This window comes from Dokdonella immobilis (genome assembly GCF_900115085.1).
In the GTDB taxonomy this organism is placed as follows: domain Bacteria; phylum Pseudomonadota; class Gammaproteobacteria; order Xanthomonadales; family Rhodanobacteraceae; genus Dokdonella; species Dokdonella immobilis.
Map to the genome: position 1 here is coordinate 153944 of NZ_FOVF01000004.1, position 24909 is coordinate 178852.

Annotated in this window: 16 protein-coding genes; 7 read left to right on the forward strand and 9 right to left on the reverse strand. The window is 64.4% G+C overall.

Going from position 1 to position 24909, the window contains the following annotated elements; all coding sequences use genetic code 11:
• Positions 1–50 precede the first annotated feature (50 nt).
• The 3 genes from BM125_RS04765 to BM125_RS04775 all read right to left on the reverse strand — a co-directional run bounded on the left by BM125_RS04765 (position 51) and on the right by BM125_RS04775 (position 4916).
• Complete coding sequence (locus BM125_RS04765; protein ID WP_139224858.1) at positions 51–512, reverse strand: hypothetical protein; 462 nt, start codon at positions 510–512, stop codon at positions 51–53.
• 449 nt (positions 513–961) lie between these two features.
• Positions 962–2542, reverse strand: a complete 1581-nt coding sequence (locus BM125_RS04770; protein ID WP_092405430.1) for a hypothetical protein — start codon at positions 2540–2542, stop codon at positions 962–964.
• A 721-nt stretch (positions 2543–3263) separates the two neighbouring features.
• Positions 3264–4916, reverse strand: coding sequence for a TolB-like translocation protein (locus tag BM125_RS04775; protein ID WP_092405432.1), 1653 nt, complete (start codon positions 4914–4916; stop codon positions 3264–3266).
• Positions 4917–5272: 356 nt separating this feature from the next.
• Between BM125_RS04775 and BM125_RS04780 the strand changes: the two genes are divergently transcribed.
• Positions 5273–5947, forward strand: coding sequence for a hypothetical protein (locus BM125_RS04780; RefSeq protein WP_139224859.1), 675 nt, complete (start codon positions 5273–5275; stop codon positions 5945–5947).
• 364 nt (positions 5948–6311) lie between these two features.
• Complete coding sequence (locus BM125_RS04785; RefSeq protein WP_092405436.1) at positions 6312–8396, forward strand: TonB-dependent copper receptor; 2085 nt, start codon at positions 6312–6314, stop codon at positions 8394–8396.
• A 516-nt stretch (positions 8397–8912) separates the two neighbouring features.
• On the opposite strand, the gene BM125_RS20140 is transcribed toward BM125_RS04785, so the two are convergent.
• The 4 genes from BM125_RS20140 to BM125_RS04810 form a co-directional block, all read right to left on the reverse strand.
• Positions 8913–9422: an HIT family protein gene (locus BM125_RS20140; protein ID WP_175497914.1), complete on the reverse strand. Its 510-nt coding sequence runs from the start codon at positions 9420–9422 to the stop codon at positions 8913–8915.
• Between the two features lie 640 nt (positions 9423–10062).
• Entirely contained in the window at positions 10063–10863 is an 801-nt protein-coding gene (locus BM125_RS04795) for a hypothetical protein (protein ID WP_217647804.1), read from the reverse strand.
• Between the two features lie 1159 nt (positions 10864–12022).
• Entirely contained in the window at positions 12023–13756 is a 1734-nt protein-coding gene (locus tag BM125_RS04805) for a Kelch repeat-containing protein (protein WP_139224860.1), read from the reverse strand.
• A gap of 565 nt (positions 13757–14321) precedes the next feature.
• Positions 14322–16337, reverse strand: coding sequence for a hypothetical protein (locus BM125_RS04810; protein ID WP_139224861.1), 2016 nt, complete (start codon positions 16335–16337; stop codon positions 14322–14324).
• A gap of 101 nt (positions 16338–16438) precedes the next feature.
• On the opposite strand from BM125_RS04810, the gene BM125_RS04815 reads away from it, so the two are divergent.
• From BM125_RS04815 to BM125_RS04825, 3 genes are all read left to right on the forward strand, one after another.
• On the forward strand, positions 16439–18694 hold the full coding sequence (locus tag BM125_RS04815; protein ID WP_092405448.1) for a prolyl oligopeptidase family serine peptidase: 2256 nt from the start codon (positions 16439–16441) through the stop codon (positions 18692–18694).
• A gap of 330 nt (positions 18695–19024) precedes the next feature.
• On the forward strand, positions 19025–19348 hold the full coding sequence (locus BM125_RS04820) for a hypothetical protein (RefSeq protein WP_092405450.1): 324 nt from the start codon (positions 19025–19027) through the stop codon (positions 19346–19348).
• 278 nt (positions 19349–19626) lie between these two features.
• On the forward strand, positions 19627–20244 hold the full coding sequence (locus BM125_RS04825) for a hypothetical protein (RefSeq protein WP_139224862.1): 618 nt from the start codon (positions 19627–19629) through the stop codon (positions 20242–20244).
• A 192-nt stretch (positions 20245–20436) separates the two neighbouring features.
• Here BM125_RS04825 and BM125_RS04830 read toward each other — a convergent pair whose 3' ends face one another.
• Positions 20437–20619: a hypothetical protein gene (locus BM125_RS04830; protein WP_092405454.1), complete on the reverse strand. Its 183-nt coding sequence runs from the start codon at positions 20617–20619 to the stop codon at positions 20437–20439.
• 149 nt (positions 20620–20768) lie between these two features.
• Positions 20769–23396, reverse strand: coding sequence for a tetratricopeptide repeat protein (locus tag BM125_RS04835; RefSeq protein ID WP_092405456.1), 2628 nt, complete (start codon positions 23394–23396; stop codon positions 20769–20771).
• Positions 23397–23556: 160 nt separating this feature from the next.
• Here BM125_RS04835 and BM125_RS04840 point away from each other — a divergent pair, with 160 nt between their 5' ends.
• Both BM125_RS04840 and BM125_RS04845 read left to right on the forward strand, forming a co-directional pair.
• Positions 23557–24189 (forward strand): aspartyl/asparaginyl beta-hydroxylase domain-containing protein, encoded by a 633-nt coding sequence (locus BM125_RS04840; RefSeq protein ID WP_175497915.1) that lies wholly within the window; start codon positions 23557–23559, stop codon positions 24187–24189.
• A complete protein-coding gene (locus BM125_RS04845) occupies positions 24186–24881 on the forward strand; it encodes a hypothetical protein (RefSeq protein ID WP_092405460.1) in 696 nt (231 codons plus the stop codon). Before BM125_RS04840 ends, BM125_RS04845 begins: the two co-directional genes overlap by 4 nt.
• Positions 24882–24909 lie beyond the last annotated feature (28 nt).

Here is a 24909-nt window from a genome sequence, read left to right on the forward strand (position 1 = left end):
CTTCGTTCCGATTCACTTCCGTTTGACGGGTATTGACCAAGCGACCGCAACTACCTGCCTTCAAGCAAAGCGGCAACCCAGGACCATAGGTCGTGACCCAGGGCTAGCAGTTGTCCCTCGGGCTCATCGGTTTTGTCGTTGCAGATGGTCAGCCGCTCGTCCCACGGAAGAACTAAGCAGCTGTTGTACTTCGAAATCTCCTTCCGCCCTAGAACGACCGGGGCTACGACCGCATCGAATCCGGCGGAGTGCGCGAGGTCGATCATTTTGGCGCAGTCACTAGCAACTAGGTGGCTTGAGAGAACGACAAGATCTCGTTCTCTCCACTCGGGATCTACGCCGTTCAAAGCGGAATTGACGGATCCGTACTCGAACTCAAGCGTCTCTTGGTAGGAGCGCGGTATGATCAAGGCATCAACGCTTCGGCCCCATGGAGAGACAAGCATGAACGTGCCTCTCTTCACCTTTTGAATGCTGCGGCGTTGACCTTGTGTGACGAGGGATCTGATCATGGTCGTCTTCCCATGATCGTTGTTGGCTAGCGGAACGAGGAATACACGTCTCGTAATTGCTTTTTTCAGCACAGGAAATTCTCCAACCAACCCTAGTGTCGGGACGACGGGGTATCCGGGGTGCGCACAATCTTCTGCCGCCGAGCTGCCGCACACCAAATCGGCACCAAATCGGGACATCCAGAATCCCGCTTCGATCCTACCCCGCGAGTCAGGGATTTTCTACAAAAGAAAGGAACCGGGACATCCACAGTCCCTCCGATCTCCCACTTGGCCAATCGACTATTTCCTGCACATTGGCGAATCCACCAGACCCCACTATCAGAAATGATCGGGACGCCCGATGCGCCAAGCTCTGTGACAGTGGGCGTTCCGAATGTTGGGTGTCCCGGATCCTGCGTTCTGATTTTGTCCCGATCGCTGTTGTCCGGATCACTGTTGAAATCTGATCACCTGGATGTCGAACAGATGCCATCTGGCTTTGGCGGCGCGACGCAGTTCAGTTTCAGCGTGGCACTGATCTCGGCGGCAGGGCCACTGCCGGAACGCCCGATGCTGGAAATCGATACACGGAAGAGTCCCTTCTGCTGGCGAATGCGTTCGAGGGCCGCGCGGGCTTCCGACTCGCTTGCGGCAGCGGCTCTCAGGTGGATTGTCTGGCCGTCGAGACGAACTTCGAGCAAGGTCAGGGAGTCGCCGACCAGCCTATCCAGGGTGCCGCGAACCTGTGCCTCGCTGTAAACCTCGGCATGCGGCGACTCGCCTGCCGGACATTCGCTCGGTCCGCCCGGCGCATCGCAGGAAAAGTTCAATTGTGCGGAGAACGCATATCCGCCAGCGCGTGGTGAACCGCCACCACCACTGACGTAGGTGAACTCGCCCGAATCCCGCAGCAGGCGCACGACATCGCGGGCAGAGGCAACGTCGGCCGCAACGCCTTCGAGGCGTCCGCCTCGGCGCCAGAGGGCAACATCCGTGATACGCGTGGATGCCGGAAGATAGCGCGCCACCACTTGCGCGACGTGTTCGCGCGGGTCGATGGGCAGGGCTGCAGCCGCGGCAGTCGGCAATGGCAAACCGGGCTCGGCGGACGCCAGTTCCCGCGCGGTCCCAACCTTGGCCAGGACGGCCTGGCGCAGCGCGCGTGCGGCGATTCGCGTGCTTTCGGCAAGCGGACTGGGATCGACCCGTCCCGCAGGCATGTCGAGTCGATCAAGTGGTCCATCGACCTCGATCCCGTAGTTCTTTGCCAGGGATCCGGGCGCTCGGGCGGGCTGATAGTAGCCCGCGGTGGTATCGGCACCGATATGGACTGACCAATGCGTGCCTGTCGTCGTGGTCGACACGCCCACATGCTGCGCACGGAATTCGTGCAGCAGCATCACGCTGCCGCCGTTCGAACTTCCCGCCTGCAGGAAGTCGATCTGGCCGTTACCACCGACGCGCACAGGAGCGTTGGCACTGATCGACAACAATCCGATTCGCGCCTGCTCCAGCCACAAGCGCTGGCCGAACCCCGGGTTGATCGAGATGCGCAATGCCGGCTGGTGCACACGATCCACCAGCACGGTCAAGCCATCGCCGCCCAGCAACAGATCGTGCGCCGTCGCGATCTGCACCGTGAAGCAGGCTGCGTCATCGCTGCCCGACCCTGACCCACGCGGCAATGACGTGATCGAAAGGCCACACGACCCCACCGCTGGACACGCCTGCGCGTGATCGGGTGCGAGCACCACATCGCGCGGAGTCGGCTTCTCATCCGGCGAAGTGTCGAGCACGCGAGACTGCTCGACCAAGACGACATCACTCCTGCCCGGGAACACCCGATTCTCGGTACCGGACAGGATCCGCACCGCACAGTCCTTGGCGGAAATCCGCAGATGTCGCAGGTTTCCGAGCCGCCCGTCTTCCGGCAACCAGGGGCGGTCGGCCGACTGGCGAACGCGGGCCGCCTGGGAAAGATACGAATCGGGGGAGGCCGGCAGCAGCCCGCCCGCGGCACAGGAGGAAGAAGCGACCAGCGCCAGCATCAACGCTGTTCCCGTGCGACAACGCGACAAGGTCATTGGCAGGCGCGGAATGGTGGCGAGCATTGACGAGGGCCGAGCGAACATGTGCTCCCATGATGTCATTTGCCCGGCGGGACGTATATCCGCGTTCCGCAATAGTGGGTTCTACCCGTCTCGCCGTGCCCTGCCCGCTTACTGCACACGGCGGCCTGGTGATGAAATTTCGTGGATTGGGCACGGGATTGGCCCATGCATCAATCGGCAATCCATCGAGGTTTCGGGGACACGCAAGGTTCGGGGGCGAGGATTCGGGGACAGATCGATAGGGTCATGATCGATGGGGTCTGAGCCAATGGATTTTCGACTTTTGATTTTCAATCGTTCTGCCCGCATCGATTGAGGACTTGCGCCTGCTGCCGATGGTCGAAGGCCGCGCCAAATGTACTAGTCTTGCCGACTGTGCAGTTGAAGCACGTCCAGGTTTCGAGTGGTGTGCCTCCGCCGTGACGTCTCGTTGTCGCTCGCGCACCGCGATGGGAATCAGGGAGGGACGAGTCATTGAGTCCCTGCCCCTTCGTTGGCCTGGATGGCATCGGCGGAAGATCGAGGTGTTCGGGAGCATGCGTCACAGCGCCTGCCTGCTACGCGCATTGAGTCCCGAATCCACGTGCACGGCGTTTTCGACGATGCGTCACGGCCATCATCAATCCGAATGAATGGTCGAGAGCATCGCTAGCGGCATCTACTCGAAACCGTTCGCGAAGAGGAAGTCGCTCGGCTCTCCCGTGGCGACGCTGTACAGCTCGAGCGTCTCGTCCGTGTCCTGGTCGGCGCGGTAGACCACAGCGCTGCTGTCGGGACTGAATCGCGCGTCGGAGACGTCGCCGCCGCTGACCATCGGTGCGCTGAGCTTTTCTCGGGTACCGCCGCTGATCGGCACCTGATAGAGCTCGATCACGCCGACGAAATCCTGGTCTGCGGCATACGCAACAAGATGACTGTTTGGACTGACCGCGAATTCCTTCACGCCGCTGCCGGTCGCGAACCCCACGGCAAGCGGTACGGCGGCGCCACCGTGTATCGGTACGCTGAACAGGCCGTTGTCCGGCGGTGAGTCTCCATTCACCGAGGCCCCGGGGCCAGCCAGCGATCGGGTTGTATAGACGACCCGACTGCCATTGTTGCTGAGCGCGAAGAACGAAACCTCGTCAGTCAGCGAGGGCGGCGCAATCAGCCGGGTGACGAGGCCGCCGTCGATCGCGACGCTGAAGAGCTCGTCGATGTCCACGTCGCTCTGGTAGACGACGGTGCTGCTGTCCGCGCTGATGGCGAAATAGAAAAGCGCGCCGAAACCGGGATCGCTCAGTTTGGTGGCGCTGCCGCCGCCAATCGGCACGCTGTACAACTCGCTGAGATCATTGGTTTCCTGGTCGGCACGATAGACCACTCGCGTACTGTCCGGGCTGACCTGGAACGAAGTGACGGCTCCGCCGCTGACGAGGGGTCCATTGAGCTTGCTGGGCATGCCCCCGGCAATGGGCACACTGTAGAGTTCGATCACGTTGTTCGTGGTCTGCTCGCCGGTGTAGATCACGCGACTGCCGTCCGGACTGAGGCCGAATCCAAAGGTGCCGATGTCCCCGCCAGCAGGCAGCGGCGCGTTGAGCTTGGTGACGGTGCCTCCTTCGATCGGCACACTGTAGATCTCGTTGACATTGTCCGTATCCTGGTCTGCCCAATACACGACGCGGCGGCTGTCCGGGGTGATGAAACGCCTGTTGAGAATGTTTCCGCCGGATGGCATGGCCCGATTGAGCTTGGTGACCGTTCCACCATTTACGGAGACGCTGTAGAGCTCGCCGACACCATCCCTGTCCTGCTCGCCCGTGTAGACGACCCTGGCGCCGTCGGGGCTGACATCGAAACTGAACAGGCCACCGGCGGAAGGGATGGGCTTGTTAAGCTTGATTGCCGTGCCGCCGCCGATCGGCACGCTGAACAGCTCATCGACGCCATTGGCGTTCTGATCCGCCAGATAGACGACCGTGCGGCCATCCGGGGTGATCCTGAAATCGGTGCGGACATCCCCGCCATTGACCAGGGGTGGGTTGAGTCTGGTCGGCACGCCACCGCCGATCGGTACGCTGTACATCTCGAAGATGTCATCCACGTCCTGATCCGCCACATAGACCACGGTGCGGCCATCCGCACTGACCTGCCTGGCCACTATGCGTCCACCGGCCACCATCGGGCCATTCAGTTTGATCGGCGGATCCGCGGCCAGCGTGACGCAGGAAAGCAACATCAGAAATGCGCCGCTCAGCAGAACCGGTTGCCTTGGGTGGCGGCGGATTTCCGCGGCGGGCGCGGCGGCATGATGGTGCGCGGTGTTCATGATGGGATCCTCGTTTCGATTGGCGACCCGGCAGCACGAGTCGGGCCTGGTCAGCGCATGAATGGCATGTCGGGGGCGAACCGCATGGGGGGTCGACGCGCATTGCACCCGTCGAACGTTGGAGCCAGCGTGGTAAGAGCGTGGTAATTCCGGGCTAAGCAAACGAGGCGCCCTGCGCGCCAGGATTGGTCCAAGATTCGTCCACGGGAATTCGACGTCTTCGTGCAGGCACCTCGACGGATCGCGAAAAATTTCCGGGTGTTCCGGAGCGATGTTGGATACGCTCTTCGCCCCCTTCCCCACACCGTGTCCAATTCTGGGGCGGCGTACTCGGAGCCCATAGCAAGGAGCAAGCGATGATCACACAGCACCATGTCGGACTCCTGCGAATCACAGGGCTGCTCCTGATCTGCCTTCTTTTGACAGCGTGTGGCTCCGACAACGTTGCTGAGCTTTCGACGGATCTCCCCGATGCGTCGCTCGCCACGCCCTACCCGGGCTGTTCGATCGTGAGCGTGTCACCGGCCGTCTCGCTGCCGTCCATATCGGGAAATGGCCTACGTCGTGCGTTGATGCGTCACGAGGCGGACTGCTATCCGGACGTGAGCGAGCCGCCCGACTGGCTTGTTCCGTATCGCATCGCGTTCGAGCAGGAGTTCACCGAATCCCGACAGGTTCCGGGCAACGTCGACGTCTGGATGGGTGGCGAAACCCGGTTTGCCGACGATCCGGAGGCGCCCACCGAACAGGTCGACGCCTCGACCGACGGCGCGGGAAGGAACTGCGCCTTGTTCATGGAGCAGTTCGAGTCCACGGCAATATCGTGCATGGCCTCGATCGATACGGACGCCAGCGAACGCGCAAAGGTCATGCTCGAGGGATTTCGACGGCAATCGGCCTTCAAGATCAACGTGAGGGGCGAAAACCATCTCAACGCGCTGCTGCTGGGCCGCGATGCCATGTGCCTGGAGCGCTGGCGACTGACACAGCGCCAGTTTGACAGTCGTTTTGAGTCCTGCCTCGTGAAGTGAAGCCTCGCGGCAGAACTTCCTTCCTCAATCCGCGAGATTGGGCCGCAGGTGAGTCGAGAATCCGGGAGGCGCGACCCGGGACGCGATCCGGCCCACTTTCATGGCCCCACTTACATGGCGGCTTCCGACTCGGACTGGAAATCTTCGCAGCTGTCTTCGTTTCAAACCGGACCTGATGATGAGCGGCAACGGTGACACCCAAGGCTCGACGCTGACCCCTGGCGGTGCGCGCAGTCGGGAATCGCGTGACGCCGAGTAGCGACATTTCGCCACGGCGGTGACCGCGCGGGTGCGACCGCGGGTCGCTGTGCGGACCCTGACCCGGCCGGTGTAATCGCTGCCTTGCCACCACCGGGATTGCTCCATGTATCAGGCTTTGCGCCCACTGCGCGCCGCGTTCGCTTGCGCCCTTCTGACCGTGGTGAGCGTGCATGCGCTCGCCGAACCGCCGCCCGTACCCGATGGCGCACCGGACGAGCTTGCGTCCGTCGTCGTGACCGGTGTCGCCGAGGATGCGCCGCTCACCGTGGTGACCGCCCCCAAGGCGCCACGCCAGCCCGTACCGGCGAGTGACGGTGCCGATCTGCTGAAGTCCATTCCCGGATTCGCGACCATTCGCAAAGGGGGAAGCAATGGCGATCCGGTTCTGCGTGGAATGGCCGGCTCACGCCTCAACATCGTCGTGGACGGCGGCGGTATCGCGGGAGGCTGCCCGTCGCGCATGGATCCACCCACGGGCTACATCGCTCCGGAGCTCTTCGACCGGGTCATCGTGATCAAGGGGCCGCAGAGTGTGATCCATGGTGCCGGCAGCTCGGCGGGAACGGTGCTGTTCGAGCGCGACCGCGTGCGCCGCGATGAAGCCGGATGGGACTTCGTGGGCAGTCTTCTCGGCGCCTCGTGGGGCCGCGCGGACGAAACCGTCGACGTCTCCGGGGGCACGCCGAATGTCTACACCCGCTTGCTGGCCAACCACGCGCGCTCAGGCGACTACGAAGACGGCAACGGCGAGCGCGTGCACTCCTCGTACGAGCGCTGGAACACCGACGTCGCACTGGGATGGACGCCGGATACCGATACCCGACTGGAGGTATCGGCCGGAAAGGGCGACGGCAAGGCCGCCTACGCATTCAGCATGATGGATGGAGCGCAGTTCCTGAGAGAAAGCCTTGGACTGGAGTACTCGAAGGACAACCTCTCCGAACACTTCACCCGTCTCGAGGCGCGCGCCTACTACAACTATGCCGACCACGTGATGGACAACTACACGCTACGCGATCCGGATCCCGGGTCGATGATGCCGATGGCGATGGCCAGCAATGTCGATCGAAAGACCACCGGAGGTCGCGTGGCCGGAACCTTCGCATGGCGCGACCTGAGTCTTGTGGCGGGCATCGACACCTCACAGAACATCCATACCAGCCGAAACGGTGGCCCTCAAGGCAGCATGATGGGCTACTACCGCGACATGCCCCGCATTCGCGATGCCCGGATGTCGACGACGGGCGCATTCGCCGAGACAAGCTGGACCGTCTCCGACCGGCAGCGGCTCATCTCCGGACTGCGGCTGGACCGCGGGCAAACCCGCGGATATGCGCTGTCGACGAGCGATGCGATGGGCGGCGGCATGGGTATGGGTGCGCCGTCGACGACGGTTGCGGCGAGCCGAAGCAATTGGCTTCGTTCGGGCTTCGTGCGATGGGAACACGACCTCCATGACGCTCCGACGACGCTCTATGCCGGCGTCGGCCATGTCGAACGCTTCCCGGACTACTGGGAACTGTTTGGCCAGCACGTCGATTCGTCGCTCAGCGCGTTCAATCAGCTTCAGCCTGAGCAGACCACGCAGCTCGACATCGGCGCGCGTTACGCCGGCGGTCGGCTGAAGACATGGGTATCCGCATATGCCGGCCATGTGTCCGACTTCATTCTGCTCCACTATGCCTCGGGCATGATGGGGATGAGCCGTGCGGACAATGTGTCGGCAATCATTGCCGGCGGCGAGGCTGGCGCACAGTACGCACTGACCGGAAACTGGAAGCTCGACACGTCGATTGCCTACGCGTGGGGTCGCAACAACACCGAGCACCGCCCTCTTCCGCAGCTGCCTCCACTGGAATCGCGTCTTGGCATCACATACGACGCGGAAACGTGGTCGATCGGCGCACTCTGGCGTGGCGCCTACGCTCAGAATCGCGTCGCTGAAGGTGAAGGCAACATCGTGGGCCAGGATCTGGGTCCCACCGCCGGCTTTGCCGTGTTCTCTCTGAACGGCGGCTACCGTTTGAGCCAGGGCCTTGTCCTCACATCCGGCATAGACAACGTCTTCAACAAGGTCTACGCCGAGCACGTGAATGCGGCCAACCCCGGCCTTGTCGGTTACGTCAACACGGTTCGCATCAACGAACCGGGTCGCACCGTGTGGCTGAAGCTCGGATTCAATTTCTGAGTAGGGCGCTTCGGACTTGCCTCAAGCGCCCATTGCACGCGGGAGAGGAGCGGTAATCGGGTAATCGGTGTAATCGGGTAATCGAGCGGGTAATCGGGGCGGGTAATCGGGACACGCAAAATCCCTGGGTAATCGCGGTAATCGGGACACGCAAAATCCCTGCGGAAGTAATGCGAGAACGCACGATCCGCTGGGAGAAACGGTGGTCACTTCCACTTTCGTAGCATCGCCACCCAGCCAAGGGGACCACGCAAACCGGGACATCCTGAACCTTGATTTGATCCTGCGCCCGGAGCCGGAGGACTCCCGCACACAGGCACGACGGTTCGAGTCAAGCTCCCGGGGGGACGAATGCCCGCAGCCTGATCGTCGATCCTGACATCCCCGCCCACCCTCAGACTTCCGCAAGGTGCGTTGGCCGGGCCTGGCTGCGGGATCAATCCCTGATGGCAGGGATTCGATACCGTCGGTTGCTGCTCATGCCCTACATGTGGGCCGAGTAGGATGACCTGCCGGCTACTCTGGCAGGTTCGAACGAATGCGGTTCACGGTTTCGGCGAGTTGCCGGGCAGAAGGCCGGACCCGCTGCCGACGTTGCGCATCTCCGCTGGCGTCGTGCGGGGTTCCGCATTCGCGTCCTGCACCGTCGAATGTCGCGAGTTGCGGCGGACCGATGCCCCAGTCGCTTCCCTGCTGCCGCGGCACGACGTGGAAGTGGAAGTGTGGGGTTTCCTGGCCGCTGTAGACGCCGTTGTTCTGGAACGTGAGGATGCCGAGGGGCTGGTAGGCCTTGACGAGCGCTTCGGCGGCCCGCTTGGCCGAACGCAGTACCTGTGCGCACTCTTCCTGCGAAAGTTCGAGGATCGTCGCGACGTGGCGACGCGTGATGACGCAGCACTGGCCCACTTCGAACTGCCACGGATTGATCACGGTCAGGGTGTGCTCCCCCTCCTCGATGATCTTCCACGGCTCCTCGCATGCCGCGACGCACAGGTCGCAGGGATCCCTGATGGGGAGTTCGATCACGCCATTCTCCAAATCGCCCTGTCGGTCCGTTCTGCCCGGATGGGATTCAACCTCGATTCGGGCGCAGGTGAAAGTCCCCGGGTCGCGCGATCCGATCAGCTGTCGGTAATCGGCACCGGTAATCGGGACACGGCGGTATTCGGGACACGGTATTCGGACACGGTATTCGGGACACGCACAATCCGCCGTGGAAACACCAGCAATGGGCAGCAATGGGGACGGCAGCAATGGGGACACACACAATCCACTGCGGCCAAGCCGCCGAGCCGCAGGTCGCGCGGGTGCCGATAACGGGAAGTTTTGGCCAACGGCAATGCCATGCCTCCGAAATGGACGGTATCCGGCCATCAATGGCCATTGAGCCGACTCACCTACCCGCTTTCGGGCAAGCAGGAGCCGGACTTCGGCAGAACGGCGCGGAACCGGCAGCAATGGGGACACACACACAATCCACTGCGGCCAAGCCGCCGAGCCGCAGGTCGCGCGGGTGCCGATAACGGGAAGTTTTGGCCAACGGCAATGCCATGCCTCCGAAATGGACGGTATCCGGCCATCAATGGCCATTGAGCCGACTCACCTACCCGCTTTCGGGCAAGCAGGAGCCGGACTTCGGCAGAACGGCGCGGAACCGCCTTAGCAGTCAGGCCACTTGTCGTCGCATCAGCAGTTGGGCGCTGCCGATTCCTTTGAGCCAAGCCTGTCCGATGGCGGCGGCTTTCTCCATCAGTGACCGGGGTGTGCCGATCGCCCGCCAGTAGCGGGTTTCCGTTCCCATCATCTGGTGGTGCCACTGCTGTCCGGTCAGTCCGAGCTTGCGCAAGATGGGCGGTTCGGTGGCGTCGATGCGGCTGCGCTTGTCGGCTCGGGCGATCCGGGCGCTCCAGTCGATCAGGTCGAGATAGGCTTCGGTGGTGATCGGCAGGTGGGCCGATACCATCGATGGGTTGATGGGCTTCAATGACTCGTTTCCCAGGGTTGGGCTGGATCGAACGCGCTCGATGCGCTGGACGGCGCTGGTGTGGGAGGAGGATTCGAGATTCCCGGCAATGCCGGCCCGGATCGGGTTCAGATCCACATAGCTCATGCAGGTCAGAACGGCGGCCTCATCGAGCAGGGCCTGGCATTTGTAGCGGCCTTCCCAGAATCGACCAGTACAAGCGTCTTCCCGATTGGCGCGGCGTGCGATGGGCTCATTGAGCGCCTTCATGAACCAGGCGAGACTACCGAGTCGCTGGCGGCAAGCGTTGAGTCGGTCCGTATTGCCAAGCAGGGTCGCCTCTTTCTGGCGACAGCCCGCATCGTCCACGTCTCCGCCCTTGGTTGCCGGAAACAGACGGACCCAGCGCACCGCGACTTCCTCGTCGTTCCACCTCGCTGCAGCGGTCGGATCGATCCGCAGAACCACATGCATATGGTTGCTCATCACCGCATAGGCATACACGCCGACGGCAAAGATCTCAGCCAGTTCCAGCAAGCGCTTCTCGACCCAACCGCGCCGGTGTTCGTACGAGGCGCCACTGTACGGATCGACACCGCACAGCCAGGCGCGACGCACGCACCGCGAGATGCAGTGGTAGAAGCCGGGGGCGTCCGGATCGACGAGAAGGCTGCGGGCGGAAGTCATGCCCGAAGCGTGACGCGACCGGATCAGCTTGTCTGTAGGAAAACGTCTACTCGTAACGTAGGATCATGTCGGGATTCTAGATGTCCGTGACTGCCGGTGACTGCCGTCCGTGACTGCCGTGCTTCTGACTGCCGTCCTGACTGCTCTTCTGGAACAAAGCCGTTCTATCCAGGTCCCGTCATGGATGACCTGGGAAACTCGCACCTTTGCAGGTAAATCTCATGACTCCGCGCGCGGATCAGCCATCGAGGGTGGGCATCGTGCTCCTCTCAGCCTTTGCGGCAACCGTCTCTGCAATCTGGGGCTACGACACCATCGCTTGCAACGGACTTCTGGCGGGCGCTCTTTCCGCACTGACGCGCGCAGGCTTTCTGGTCTTTGTGCATACCGGGACACTTGCAGGATGCCTTGGACTGTTGGCCTTGTTCATCGTGGTCGCCCATTGGCTAACCCGGCGTCGGGCTCTTGAAAACCGACAGGAGCTAGTCACTTTCGTTCTCCCAGTGGCGGCTCTGCTGGGCGGTCTCGCTCTCGGCATGTTTGCGCACATTGGATTGAGATGCGCTCTCCATCCTTGGGCCTAGACGCTTTTGTGTTCTGCGGGAGCCAGGCCCGGCAGTCCCACCCGGTCCGACGCGGACAGCAACCCAACAACCGGGACACACCCAAAGCGATGGGGAAAGCGATGGGGACACGCATGATTCGCTGCCGACGAGGAATTCTGGGTGTCCCCGTCCGCCCCTGGGTGTCCCCGTCCGCCCTCCCCGTCCGCCCCCCGTCCGCCCTGGGTATCCTCGCCCACCCTCCTCGACGATCTTCCACGGCTCCTCGCATGCCGCGACGCACAGGCCGCAGGCATCCCTGATGGGGAGTTCGATCATGCCAATCTCCAAATCGCCCGGTCGGCCCGTTCTGCCCGGATGGGATTCAATCTCGATTCGGGCGCAGGTGAAACTCCCAGGGTCGCGCGATCCGATCAGCTGTTGTCGCGGTAGGCCATGACGAGATACGGGCTGACCGCCGCCAGCGCCGGGCCCCGGGCCGACTTCACGTGGCCGTCCTTCGTGATCTTGATGTCCTGCGCGAGCCAGGCGTTGCCGTCGAACGTGTTGTACCAGAGGTCGGAACCGCCGCTCGCGCGGTAGGCGAGGTAAAGCTTGCCGTCGTAGCCCGCCAGGGCAGGCGAGCCGCTGGTTCTGGTGTGGCCGTTCTGGGTGATCTTGAGGTCCTGCGCGAGCCAGGTGCCGCCGTCGAAGACGTTGTACCAGAGGTCGTTGCTGCTACCGGCCTTGTAGGCGAGATAGAGCTTCCCGTTGTAGACGGCGAGGGCGGGACCGTCGCTGCTCTGCGTATGGCCGCCCTGCGAGATCTTGATGTCCTGCGCGAGCCAGCTGTTGCCATCGAAGACGTTGTACCAGAGGTCGTTGCTGGAGCCGGATTTGTAGGCCAGGTAGAGCTTGCCGTTGAACGCGGCAAGCGCGGGGCGCTTGTTGGTCCTGGTGTGGCCGCCCTGGGTGATCTTGATGTCCTGCGCAAGCCAGGAGTTGCCATCGAAGACGTTGTACCAGAGGTCGTTGTTGCTACCCGCCTTGTAGGCGAGGTAGAGCTTGCCATCGTACTCGGCGAGGGCGGGCGCTTCGCTGGTCCTGGTATGGCCGTTCTGGGTGATCTTGAGGTCCTGCACGAGCCAGCCGTTGCTATCGAAGACGTTGTACCAGACGTCGTTGTTGCTGCTGGCCTTGTAGACCGCATAGAGCTTTCCGTTGTAGGCCGCGAGCGCGGGTCCCTTGCTGGTCTTCGTGTGGCCCTGCTGCGAGATCGGAATGTCGGGAATGACCCAGCTCGCGCCGTCGAAGGCCGTGAACCAGATGCGCGCCGACGGTCCCGAGAACAGGTTGTCGATCAGCCAGCCGATCGCGCCGCCGATAATGCCGCCGAGGTAGGCGCCCAGCAGTGCGCCGAGCACTGCACCGATGACGGCGCCCACAGGTCCGAGAAGGCTGCCGAGGATCGCGCCGAGGTAGCCGCCGATGATGCCACCGACCAGCACGCCGACGCCGGAGCCGATCGCGCCGCCGGTATTGCTGAATCCGAACACCGAGTATCCGGCGGCAATGATCGCGAGCGGCCAGTTGATCAACGAACACCAGGTGCGCCCGACGCGGCTTTCGGTCTTGATCAGGTCCGGATTCGATTTCAGCGCGTCGGCATAGGCTTGTCCGCCTATCGTGTTCGGCGTCGGCCAGGGCGGCCGCCTGCAGGCGCATGGCAGACTGCCGCCGAGTTGCGCATCGATGAACTCGCTGAGCTTCCCATTGCCGTCGCAGCCGCCGTCGGAGTAATCGTAGGCCTCCTTCTCGAGCGCGTTGTCGCACTTCGCGCCGCGCCATCCGCAGCCGAGAAAGTGCGACACGTAGTAGGCCGCCCACGAGCCCGGTACATGGCCGCCACCGAGCATGCCCTGGATCTGCAGCGCGTGGACCAGTTCGTGCGCGATGACGAGGAAGGTGTCCTTCGAGCAGGGCCGGTAGTCGCGGATGTAGATTCGGATGTCGGGCCCGGGGCCGCCCGAGGACATCGTGAAGCCGTCCGCGCCCGACGCGCCGGGCGGAAGCCCCTCGTAGAACAGGATGCGGGAAAAATCGAGCTTCGGGAACAGGACCCTGCAGCAGTCCATCAGGCACGAAGGCAGAGCGATGGGGGTAGGCATGGCGCCTCCGGCTGCCGGGATTGTGGCCAATAGGATTAATAGAGAATAGGAGTCCTTATACGCCCGAACCAGCGCGCATGTGAAGATGATTGCCACACTTGGCACAGGGCCGCCTCGGGGAGGAGTTCGACCACGCGCCTGGCCCGTCCGTCGGCCGGGCCGGCACTTGCCCGCGCTGACGACTCCTGTCGCGGCGTGCCGCCGGCTCGACTCATCCACAATTCCCGTACGTTTTCATTACAAATTTCGGCGCGGACCCGGGAGCAATGGGGAGAGGCACGATCCGCCGCTGCTGATCCGAAGGTCGCGCGGGATTGTGTAGGCATGGGCGAAGCCATGGCCAACGGCGATGCCGCCGCCGAACCACCCGTTATCCGGCCGTCAATCGCCATTGAGCCGTCTCATCGGCATGCCTTCCGGCACGCAAGAGCCGGACTTCGGAAGAAGGGCACGAGGCACGCCGGACACCTACCCTTTTTCCGAGCATGACCCGTCTACGGCCCGCCTCCGGCTCAGAGCGTCGCGAACCCCACCGAAGAGGTGGCGTTCGCGACGCAATGGGGTATCAGTCGCCGTCGAAGCCTTCCCTGAAGATCAGGTCGCCGGCATTGATGATGGCAATGTTGCGGTCCGCGGTGCGCGTCAACGCGTCGCTGGTCGCGCGCAACACATAGATGCCTTCGCTGTCGGCAATGAGGTCCGCGAACGTCGCAAGGCCGTAGTAGGTCGTTGCGTCGGTGCCCAGCAGCACGGCGCCGGGCGGACCGCTGACAACGTCGAGCACGACCGGCGATCCGCCAAGAATGCCTTCATCGAAGACGTTGACGACGGCGACTTCGAGGGCGGGGGTGAGCGGCGCGTTCGGAAGTCCGACGCCCGGAATGCGCAGGAACTCGATATCCGACCCAATGCGGTCGACACGGTCAGCGGAAACTTCGAGGTTGTCCAGGATCATCGGACCTGGGGATGGGGAGGCGTTCGCGATTCCGAAGGCGAGTCGCCCAATGCCGATTCCGCTCGCCACCCCGTGAGCGCGTCCGCTCACGAGGGGGACGCCATCGCGGCTGACGTCGTAGGTACCTGCTTCCATGTCGTAGGCGAGGCGGAAGTGGTAGGTCTGGTTGACGACGTAGGACAAGCCCGGTGCCGATACCGTGCCGCCGGCGTCGCTGATCGAGCCCGCTCCCCCAGTGCCCGATATGGCAATCGTCGTGAAGACTCGTGCCGAACCGTTGGCCTCACGTACGCCAATGTTGTAACTGCCGAGCGCGCCGAACGCGACGTCGAATTCGACCACGACCGTGCCGACGGCAATTCCGATGTCGTCGAGAAGTTGCCACCGGCTGCTCTGCGCCGAGGACGTGTTCGTGCTCGTCAGAGCCAGGGCGTTATCGCCCGAGCCCTGGCTGATGATCTCTGTATCGAGCGCGGGGGCAATGAAGATCGGCTCCCCGACTTCGGCGCCTCCGGTGCCAATCCCGCTGCCGACAGCCGCTTCGTCGAAGTCGGCATACAAAGCGGTGCGCAGCGTGCGATCGGCCTGAACATGCACGTTGTCGAGATCGAATGCCGCGCCGCCCGAACCCGTCGGATATCCGATATAGAGGGTGCCGATACCTGACCCACTGACCCCTGTCGGCTGATCGAGGGCGAGAATCCGGTCGTTGTTCGCGAGCGTGACCGTGCCGTTATCGAGGTCGAAGCGCAGGTCGAAGTGCAGGCGCGCCCCGGCCGAAAAGCCGTTGTTGGCCAGCGCGATCGTGCCGGCGGCCGTGCTGGCCGAAATCGATCCGGTGCCCAGAACATTGAGGTTAAGGAAATTCGAGCCCGCGGAACCTTGCTCGCGAACGAGAATGCTGAAGAAGTCGAGTTCGCTCGGTGTGAAGTCGAATTCGATACGCACCGTGCCGCTCGAGACTTCGGCATCGCCAAGAAGGCCCCATTTGATGCGCCGCGCACTCGTGGTGCCGCTTTGGTTGATGACGCGAAGATGGTTCTCGCCCGCGCTGTCCTCGATGACGGTGGTCGACAGACCGCCGAGGTCGGCTGGCTCGTTCAGCTCGGCGTCGCCGGTACCGATGGGCAGCCCCGCGGGCTTGTTGTTGAAGTCGGCCTCGAGGAGGACGATCGGGGAAGAAGGGGCGCCGGCATTCGCCGTCGAAATACCGGCCGCAAGCAGGCCCAGCATGATCCAGATCGAGCTCATCGAGTGCTCCAGTGAGAGTCGAGGGTGGGGATCCCGCGCGTTCCCGCGGGGTGTCCCGATGTTGGCGCCAAGCCGGGGGCGATGCTTGCAGGAGTTCTGAAATTGTTGTGAAAAGCTCGGGCCTGTCGCTGAGAACCCCGGATTGGCTTCAGCCGGGCCGGGCCAATGGGCCGCATGAGCAGTGAATTCGGGTCGACATCGGGTGGAGCAGCGGAGCCAGGCCTTCTTTCGTACCTTCGCCATCCGGTCATGGGGGTCATGGGGACACACACGATTCAATGCCACCGGGGAATTCCTGATTCCCCCGTGCGAACCCCCGTCTGCCCCACCGTCAATTCGTACCGTCTGTCCGGGGCGGAACGTGGTCAGCGGCATCGCGGCCGCGCAGGCGTGGTCCGGTCGCCTCGACAACCAAGGGCACTGCGCTCTAGCATCGATCCGATGAGCCTGTGCTATCGACGAACCGGGACCAAGTGATGACGATGCGATCCATCCTCGTGGTTGGCTGGCTGGCCGCGCTCTCGTGCGCGCCGATCACCTCGCTCGGCGCGGACAAGGCGGCGCAGGAAGCGCCGTCGCGACGCATGACGCTCGACCGCCTCTACAGCCTGCCCTGGATCATCGGCACGGCACCCGGCAATCCGGTGTTCTCGCCCGACAGTCGGCGCCTCGCGTTCCTCTGGAACGACGAGGGGACGAACTTCCGCGATGTCTGGGTCGTCGACGTCAGCGGTGGTGCGCCAAGACGGGTGACGGCGATGCCGCGACCGTCCGCGCCGGCGGATCCCGAAACCGATTTCCACAAGCTCGAGCAGGTCGAACGCGCCGAGACCGATGGCGGTATCGACGAAGTGACCTGGGCAGCGGACGGCCGGCACCTGCTTTTCACCCTGCACGGTGCGCTCTATCGCGTTCTGCCGGGCAAGTCACCCGAGCCACTGACCGAGGCCGGCTCTGCGGTCTCGGACCTGGCGGTTTCGCAGCGTGGCAATGTCCTCGCGTGGCGTGCGGATCGCGAGCTGAAGGTCATGCAACTTCGGCCGGGCAAGCACAATATCCGTGTGGTCCACGCCCCCGAGCAGGCACGGGCCTCCGTGGAATCGTTCACGTGGTCGGCAGACGGTTCGCGCATCGCATTCATCGAGTCCGATTCGACGGATGTCCCCCGACGCGGCATTCCCGACTACCTCGGCGAGGAGACGCGGCTCGTCGAGATCGAGCGCGCTTTCCCGGGCGAGCCGTCGGAGAGTCGCCGGGTCGGCGTGGTCGAGGTGAACGGCGCGGCGGTCCGCTGGATGGACCTCGCCGGCGATCCGCGCGATCTGATCTTCGACGTGCGCTGGTCTCCGGATGGTCGGCATCTGCTCGTCGATACGAGCGATCTCTACATCAAGCATCGACGGCTGCTCGTGGTCGACGCCGACAGCGGAAGGGCAAGAACGCTGGTCGAGGAATCCGATCCGCACAACGTCACGGCCGAATGGTGGGCCGATTGGGCGCCCGACGGAGCGAGCATCTTCTTCACGTCCGACCGGGGCGAAGACTATCGCGTCTACCGTCAGTCACTGGATGCCGAGGATGCGGTGCCCGTGACCTCAGGCAAGGGCGCGGTCTTCGAGGCGCGCATTTCGGCCGGAGCCGAGGCGCTTTTCGTCGTCGACAATGCAGGCAACGCCGAGTCGCGACGCGTTTCGCGCGTATCGCTCGATGGCGGGCAGCAGCGCCTCGTCACCCCGGAGCCCGGTGCGCACCATCCGGTCGTCTCGCCCGATGGCCGGTTCCTGGCCGACCTCTATTCGAACGATGTCACGCCGCCTGATTTGTATCTGCGCTCGACCCGCGCCGACGGGTCGAAGACCCGCCGCGTCACGCATTCGCCGTTGCCGGAATTCGATGCGTATCGCTGGATCGCGCCGAAGTATGTGACGTTTGCAAACGTCGAGGACGGCACGCGGCTGCATGCGCGCCTGACCCTGCCGCCCGACTTCGACCCGTCCAGGAAATATCCGGCGATACTCGGATCGGTCTACAGCAACTCGGTCCACAACGAATGGGGTGGGCGGATCTATCACCCGACCTGGGGGCTCGACCAGTTCCTCGCCCAGCAGGGCTTCGTGATCATGAATGTCGACATCAGCGGCAGTTCGGGCTACGGCAAGACCTTCCGCCAGCGCATCGGCGAGGACTACGGCGGTGTCGACGTCGACGATCTCTACAGCGCGACGCGATATCTGGTCGACCAGGGTTACGTCGATGCGGATCGGATCGGCATCTGGGGCAGCAGCTACGGCGGCCTGCTGACGACGATGTCGATGTTCCGCTATCCGGATGTATACAAGGCCGGCGTCGCCGGCGCACCGGCGACGAGTCTCTTCCATGCCCTGACCGGCGAGATGCGCACGATGATGGCACCGCAAGGGCACGAGGCGCAGTACCGCAAGTCGTCGGCTTTCCTGCGTTCGGGCGATCTTGAGGGGCACCTCATGATCATCCATGGCATGCGCGACCCGATCGTGTTGTTCAAGGACTCGGTTACGCTCGTGCAGCGCCTGATCCTGCAGGGCAAGGACGTCGATTTCGTCGTGCTGCCGAACGCGCCACATGGCTGGGACACGCGCGGACTCGCCCAGACCCGCTTCGCCTTCCGCAAGCTCTACGAGCACTTCAAACGTTATCTTGGCAACCCCGAGCCTGCAGGCCAGGCGACCGAAGCCCGCACTGTCCCGCGCTGAACCGGTCTCGACCATGCGCGCGTTGCGGCGTGCGCATGGTGCAAAACGTCGCTTGCGCGGCCAGAGCAGCAAAGGAGCATCACCGAGGACACGCCAGATTCGTTGTCGCAGGGTATCGATGTCCCCGAATGTCCCTTAGCTTTGCATGGGCGAAAGGGCCGGTTTCGGGATCGACGACGTACACGGCCAGCTGTGCGGTGTCCGCAGCGGCAACCGGCAGCCTCTCGAACACGGCGACCGTCGGGGTCGGCGCAGGCGTCACCGACCCGACGCCTGGCAACAACTCGGCAACCGACACCGATACCGTGGTGCTGCAGCGGCCCACTGCAAGTGACCGCGATCACGGCCGCGCTGGCGCCGTTCGCGGAAGTCGTGGGCGGCACCTGCGGTACGGTGCCGTTCAACCTGACTGCCGGATCCAGCTGTACGGTGCTCTACAGCTTCACGCCGACCGCGCCGGGTCCGTACAGCCAGGATGTCACGATCACGGCCGATGTCGGCACCGCGACAGCGACCTTGTCCGGCAATGGCGCGGCCGGTGCAGTCGATGCAGTCGACCTCGATGCGGTCTCGCCCATGGCCGCCCTGCTCCTGCTGCGGGGCCTCGGGCTGATGGCGATGCGGACGATGCGACATAGCCGTCGGGTGTCCTGACGGCGAATCCTGAAAGCCCGGAGCGCACGCTCCGGGCTTTCTTGCATCCGGCCCTGCCTTACTCACGCGGATGCCGGGCGGCTTCGAGAGCCGCAGCGGGAACAAGCACCGTTCGCCGCCTGGCGTGATCCGCCCGCAATCGCCATTGCAGACTCCCGACGCGTGACCCACACTTCGCGGCAATGTCGTGGAAGTCGGACCTGTTCGTTCCGGCTTCTGCGCGCCCTGACAGACCTCGCAAGCCTCACACCCATCACCCCTTCTCGTCCGGTACTGCCATGAGCCTCGATGATCTGTCGCGAATGGTCCGGGAACACTCCGGGACATTCCTTTGCCACCGCATTCACGACGAAGAAATCACAAAGTGCGTGCATTTCGAGCACGTGGTTGGACCCGTTGCCGAGGAGGTCGATGTTCCGGAGCTGGGTCGACTCCGCGAGTTCTACGCAACGTTCGGCAGCATCCTCTTCTACCACGACGAGAAGTCCGGGGACGCCGGTCGGTACCTTGCGCACCCTTCCGAATGGCCCGGCCTGGAAGGCGAACTCAGCGGATGGCTTGACATGCTGGATGAGGACGAACGCGATGACTGCTTGCCGGGCGGCGTCGATGCCTGCCTCGTCATCGGGGAGACACCGCAATCAGGAAACTACATCCTGGTTCAATCCGCTGGAGATGCCGCTGGCCAGGTCTTTGAATTCGACCATGATGGCCTGGAGTTTACCCATTGCGCCAACGACATCGTCGAGTACGTGCACAAGCTGCTCAGACCCGATGGCCGACTGCTGACCGACATCGCCTCCCACATGCGATTCGTGGAGGGAGATTCAACCGATCAGTGGTGGATACGGGAGATGAAAGACAACGCCGGACTCGTCGTTGAGACGAGCGAGTAGCCTCCGCACGATTGCGCATGGTGCGATATCCGGCGTGCGATGGCGGGTGGAGAAGCGGGAACAGGGGAAGAACGAAGCTGGATCCGGCTCGCCGTGGATGGTCGCCGGAGACAGTCGGTCCCTGCGCGTTGCCACTTCTTCGTCGCTACCTGGTCGGATCGGCCCGAAGAACCGCATGCACATCGCTGCTCGTCACCGCATGGGCATACACGCCGGAGGCGACGGACCCAGCCCCTCGACCGGATCGCTGCACGACGGCGGCGCGGCGGCCCGCGCCGAGAATGCGTACAACATGAGCACGAAGATCAGGGCCACGCAAAGCGTGGCGGTCGAAATGCAGTCGATTCCGGGTTCCGGATCGGACTCGCGGCGCATCGCACACTCCCCTCTCGCTCGCTCGGCATTGCAACCTTGCGACAGCGGCTGGCGGAAGGCATGAAGGAACTCCGAAATTTCTCTTCAAATTTGCCTTGAGTCCGCCATTTGGGCGCGCTGATATCCCTCCGGCGCCGGCGTCCCGCGCTTCAGTACGGGATGGGTGGCGGCATGCCATCGACCGCCACGCCGCGACGACCGAGCTCGGCCCGGGCCTGTGCGGAACCGGCGCCATCGGCCAGCATTTCAGCGCGCAGGGCGAGCAGCTCGAAGCCGGTGGCGCGCGCGCGTGCGGCGACCCGCTCGAGCGCGGGCCCCCTGCTGGCCAGTCGCAGCGACGCGCGCAGCAGGTCGACGCGCAGGGTCAGCAGGGCATCCGGATTCTCGAGCAGTTCCTTTTCGAGGTCATCGAGCATGCGTTCGGCCTGCTCGGCGCGGCCCTGGGCGAGCAGGGTGCCCGCCAGCAGCACGCCGGCCTGGGCGGCGGCGTGGGCGTCGTTTGCTGCGCGCATGGCACGGCGCAGCTCGCGTGCGGATTGTTCGGCGGCCTCGAGCCGGCCCTGGCGCGCGGCCAGCTCGCTCAAGTCGAGCTCGCTCATGCGCACCCAGTCTTCGAGCCCGGCGCGTTCGCGCAACTCCAGGGCCAGGCGAAAACCGGCGTTGGCCGATTCGTTTTCGCCACGCAGGGCCGCCTGGCGCGCACGCGCCGTTTCGATAGCGGCACGGCGCGGCGCCGGAATGCCCTCCTCGAGACCGATCGCCGACAACAGCGCGTCGGCGCCTTCGAGGTCGGCTCGCAACAACAGCAGCTCGCCGAGACTGGCCACCACCTGCAGGCGGAAGTCGCTGGCACCCATGCGCGAGAATCCATCGAGCGCCTCGCGGAAGCGCGCTTCGGCGACGCCGATGCGACCGGCGCGACGATCCTGCACACCGAGATTGAACTGCAGACGGGCGACGTCGAGCGTGGCATCGACGGCCCTGAATGCGCGCAGTGCCGCTTCGTTGGCCTCGCGGGCGGCGTCGACGCGCCCGGCCCGCGCATAGAGAATCGCCAGGTTGCTGCGCGCGATCGCCTCGCCGCGGCGATCGCCACCCCGCTCGAACAGGGCCAGCGCCCTTTCCCATTGTTCCTGCGCATCGGCGGTTCGACCGGAGCGCGCCCGCAACATGCCCAGGGTATTGCGCGCCGATGCTTCACCGCCGATGTCACCGGCCTCGAGACAGGCCTTCAGGGCCGCCATGGCCGATACCTCGGCAGCCTCGAGATCGCCCGCACGCTGCTGGGCGATGGACAGCACATCGAGCGTACTGGCCTGCGCCCGCGGATCGCCGAGCTCCGTGGCTTCCTCGAGAAGATCATCCAATTCGGTCACGGCCCTGGCGTGTTGACCGCGGTTGGTCATGACGAACGCGGCATCGCGTCGGGCCGTCATGGCCAGGCTGTGCTGACCGAGCGCCGATGCCGACTCGGCGGCTGCCTCGAAGGCCGCGATGGCCTCGGCGAGCTTTCCTTCCTCGCGCAACAGGGTCGCACCGATGATCTGCCTTCGCGGCGAGGCCGCAGGCCAGGGCGTCGCATGAAGCAATGCGTCGACGCGGGCCAGGCTCGTGCGGACTTCGCCGAGATTGCCGGCGAGCATGCGTGCCGAAGCGAGTTCTAGCAGCGCGTCGACACGTGCACGATCGCTCGAAGCCAGACCGAAGGCGGTCTCGGCCGCCTTCGCGCGCGCCTTCTGGTCACCGCGAATGGCGGCCATGCGAGCTGTCATCAGGACCAGACGGGCGCGATCGAGGTCGGGCGACTTCGTGGCTTCGAGCTGGCCGAGCAGGTCAGCCGCTTCGCTCATGCGACCGGCGCCGATCAGCGCATCCAGCAGGCGGAATCCGGCATCGCTGTCGCCGGGATCGAGTTGGTGCAGGGCCTGCAGCGCAGCGATGGCCTCGCTGCGCCGGTACTCGAGACCGGCGCGGAATCCCTGCAAGCGAAGCTGGTCGGTTCGTGGCAGCTCACCCGCCACCGCAGCCGCCGCCTTCGCCCAGGCGCGCGCCTCGTTCAGGGCGCCGGAGCGCGCGCGGGTGTCGGCCAATGCGGTCATCGCCGCCACCGACCCGGGCTCGCGCTTGAGCACGCGCTCGAAGCGGTCGCGCGCGGTCAGCAGGTCGTCGCGGCGCAGCGCATCGATGCCGTGGCCATACCAGGCCAGTGCCTGCGGCTCGCGCGGTCGCCCTTCGTGCAGGACCTCGACCGCCGGCCAGGCATCGTTGCGGTCGGCATCGCGCGCCGCCTGCCACGGCTGCCAGACCAGGATCGCGGCGGCGACGATCCCCGGCACCGCCACCATCGCCGTCCACCTGCCCGCCGCACCGCGTGCTGACATCGATCCCGGCTCGGAGGCCACGTGCACCGGCAATTCGTTGGCCGCCGACTCGTTCGCGGCTGCATCTCCACCATCCGCCGCTTCGAGCAGAATCTCTGGTTGCAGCAGAAAACGGTAGCCGAGCTTGTGCTTGGTTTCGATGAAGGTGGAATTGCGTGCCGAGTCGCCCAGGGCCTGGCGCAATTCCCGGATCGACTGCGAGAGGACGCCGATGCTGACCGCCTGGCGACCCCAGACCTTGTCGAGCAGTTCGTCATGGGTGACCAGGCGCTGGGCGTTCTCGATGAGGTACCTGAGCACGAGAACGGTGATGGGCCTGAGCGCGATCTCGCCTTGCGGTCCGCGAAGCTGGGCATTGTCCGCGTCGAAGAGGTGGGAATCGAACCGATAGCGCATGGGTCCAGTCTAACCGGCATCGATGTCGCCACAACCGGCCCCGCTGGCGGATTTTCGCCGACCGGGCAGCTTGCCGACATGAACGCGAGCCACCACGATAGAATGAAGGCCCGGTCGAGAACCCAACCTTCCTCCAATGCTGTCGCTACCTGACCATCCCGTGCTGGACAAGATCGCCCTGATCGGCGGTTGCGCGCGGCTGCCGATTGGGTTCGACGCCGAGCGTGCATTGGCCGAAGTGGCCGCCCTGCCGGCCGACCACTGGGGGCACCGTGGCGGCCGCGTCGGTGTGCACAATCCGGCCCAGGCGATTTTCCTGCGCGGCCACGCGCCGGCCGAAGGCGAATTGCCGGTCGAGGATCGCGAGGTACTCGACCGCCTGCCGACCTTGCGTGACGTGATTGAAAGGATCGTGCCGGCCCCGTCCATGCGTTGCCTGCTGGCCCTGCTGCCGGCCGGTGCCGTGATCGCCCCGCACATCGACCAGGCCGACTACTTCAGCAAGACCCTGCGCCTGCATTTTCCGCTGACCAGCAACGAGCATGTCTGGATGTACAGCATCGATCGGTGCTACCGCATGCGACCGGGCGAGATCTGGGCGCTCAACAACAGCGCGCGGCACGGCGTGGTGAACGCCGACGCGAGCGAATCGCGCCTGCACATGATCTGCGACTTCCTTGCCAGCCCCGAACTGCTCGACCTGCTCGCCCGCGCCGATCGCAGCCTCGGCCGGCCCGATGCCGAAATCGAGCGGCAGATGCTCGCCGCCCCGCTGCCCGCGCGGCGCGCATGATCGCGACCAGTCGTTTCGTCTATGTGCATCTGCACAAATCGGGCGGCACCTTCGTCAATGAGTGCCTTGAGCGATTCTTCCCGGACGCCCGCCGGCTCGGCTATCACCTGCCGGCCAGGTTGATCCCGGAGGATCTGCAATCGCTGCCAGTGCTCGGCTTCGTGCGCAGTCCGTGGAGCTATTACGTCTCCTGGTACACGTTCCAGGCGCAGATGGCCCGACCCAATGCACTGTTCCGCTGCGTCAGCGAGGATCGACGGCTCGATTTTCCCGGAACGATCCGCAACCTGCTCGATCTCGGCAACGACGACGACCGGCTCGATGCGCTGCTGGCCCAGCTTCCGGCGACCTACGGCCAGCAGGGACTGAACCTGCCCGGGTTCGCGCTGGCGCCGATCCGTGGCAGTGGCAAGGGCTTCTACAGCTTCCTGTTCGACTACATGTACGGCGACAGCCGTGGCCCGCTGGCGATCGGTCGGGTCGAGTCGCTGCGCAGGGACCTGCTCGATTTCCTCGGCCGGATCGAGCAGCCGATCAGCGCCGAACTGCGCGCCTTCATCGAACAGGCGGCGCCGCGCAACACCTCGACCCACGGCAGCTACCGCGACTACTACGACGACGCGCTGGCCGCACTCGTCGCCGAGCGCGACCGCCACGTCATCGAAGCCTTCGGCTATCGCTTCGGGGCCTGAGGGGCATCGCGGTAGCTCTGCCGCGCCC

Coding starts and splice junctions, on each gene's coding strand:
- BM125_RS04770 (WP_092405430.1), bottom strand. CDS start 2,542: ATGCTGGCGCTGGTCGCTTCTTCCTCCTGTGCCGCGGGCGGGCTGCTG.
- BM125_RS04775 (WP_092405432.1), bottom strand. CDS start 4,916: ATGAACACCGCGCACCATCATGCCGCCGCGCCCGCCGCGGAAATCCGC.
- BM125_RS04765 (WP_139224858.1), bottom strand. CDS start 512: ATGATCAGATCCCTCGTCACACAAGGTCAACGCCGCAGCATTCAAAAG.
- BM125_RS04835 (WP_092405456.1), bottom strand. CDS start 23,396: ATGCGCTATCGGTTCGATTCCCACCTCTTCGACGCGGACAATGCCCAG.
- BM125_RS04825 (WP_139224862.1), top strand. CDS start 19,627: ATGAGCCTCGATGATCTGTCGCGAATGGTCCGGGAACACTCCGGGACA.
- BM125_RS04815 (WP_092405448.1), top strand. CDS start 16,439: ATGACGATGCGATCCATCCTCGTGGTTGGCTGGCTGGCCGCGCTCTCG.
- BM125_RS04780 (WP_139224859.1), top strand. CDS start 5,273: ATGATCACACAGCACCATGTCGGACTCCTGCGAATCACAGGGCTGCTC.
- BM125_RS04830 (WP_092405454.1), bottom strand. CDS start 20,619: ATGCGCCGCGAGTCCGATCCGGAACCCGGAATCGACTGCATTTCGACC.
- BM125_RS04805 (WP_139224860.1), bottom strand. CDS start 13,756: ATGCCTACCCCCATCGCTCTGCCTTCGTGCCTGATGGACTGCTGCAGG.
- BM125_RS04785 (WP_092405436.1), top strand. CDS start 6,312: ATGTATCAGGCTTTGCGCCCACTGCGCGCCGCGTTCGCTTGCGCCCTT.
- BM125_RS04810 (WP_139224861.1), bottom strand. CDS start 16,337: ATGCCGCTGACCACGTTCCGCCCCGGACAGACGGTACGAATTGACGGT.
- BM125_RS04845 (WP_092405460.1), top strand. CDS start 24,186: ATGATCGCGACCAGTCGTTTCGTCTATGTGCATCTGCACAAATCGGGC.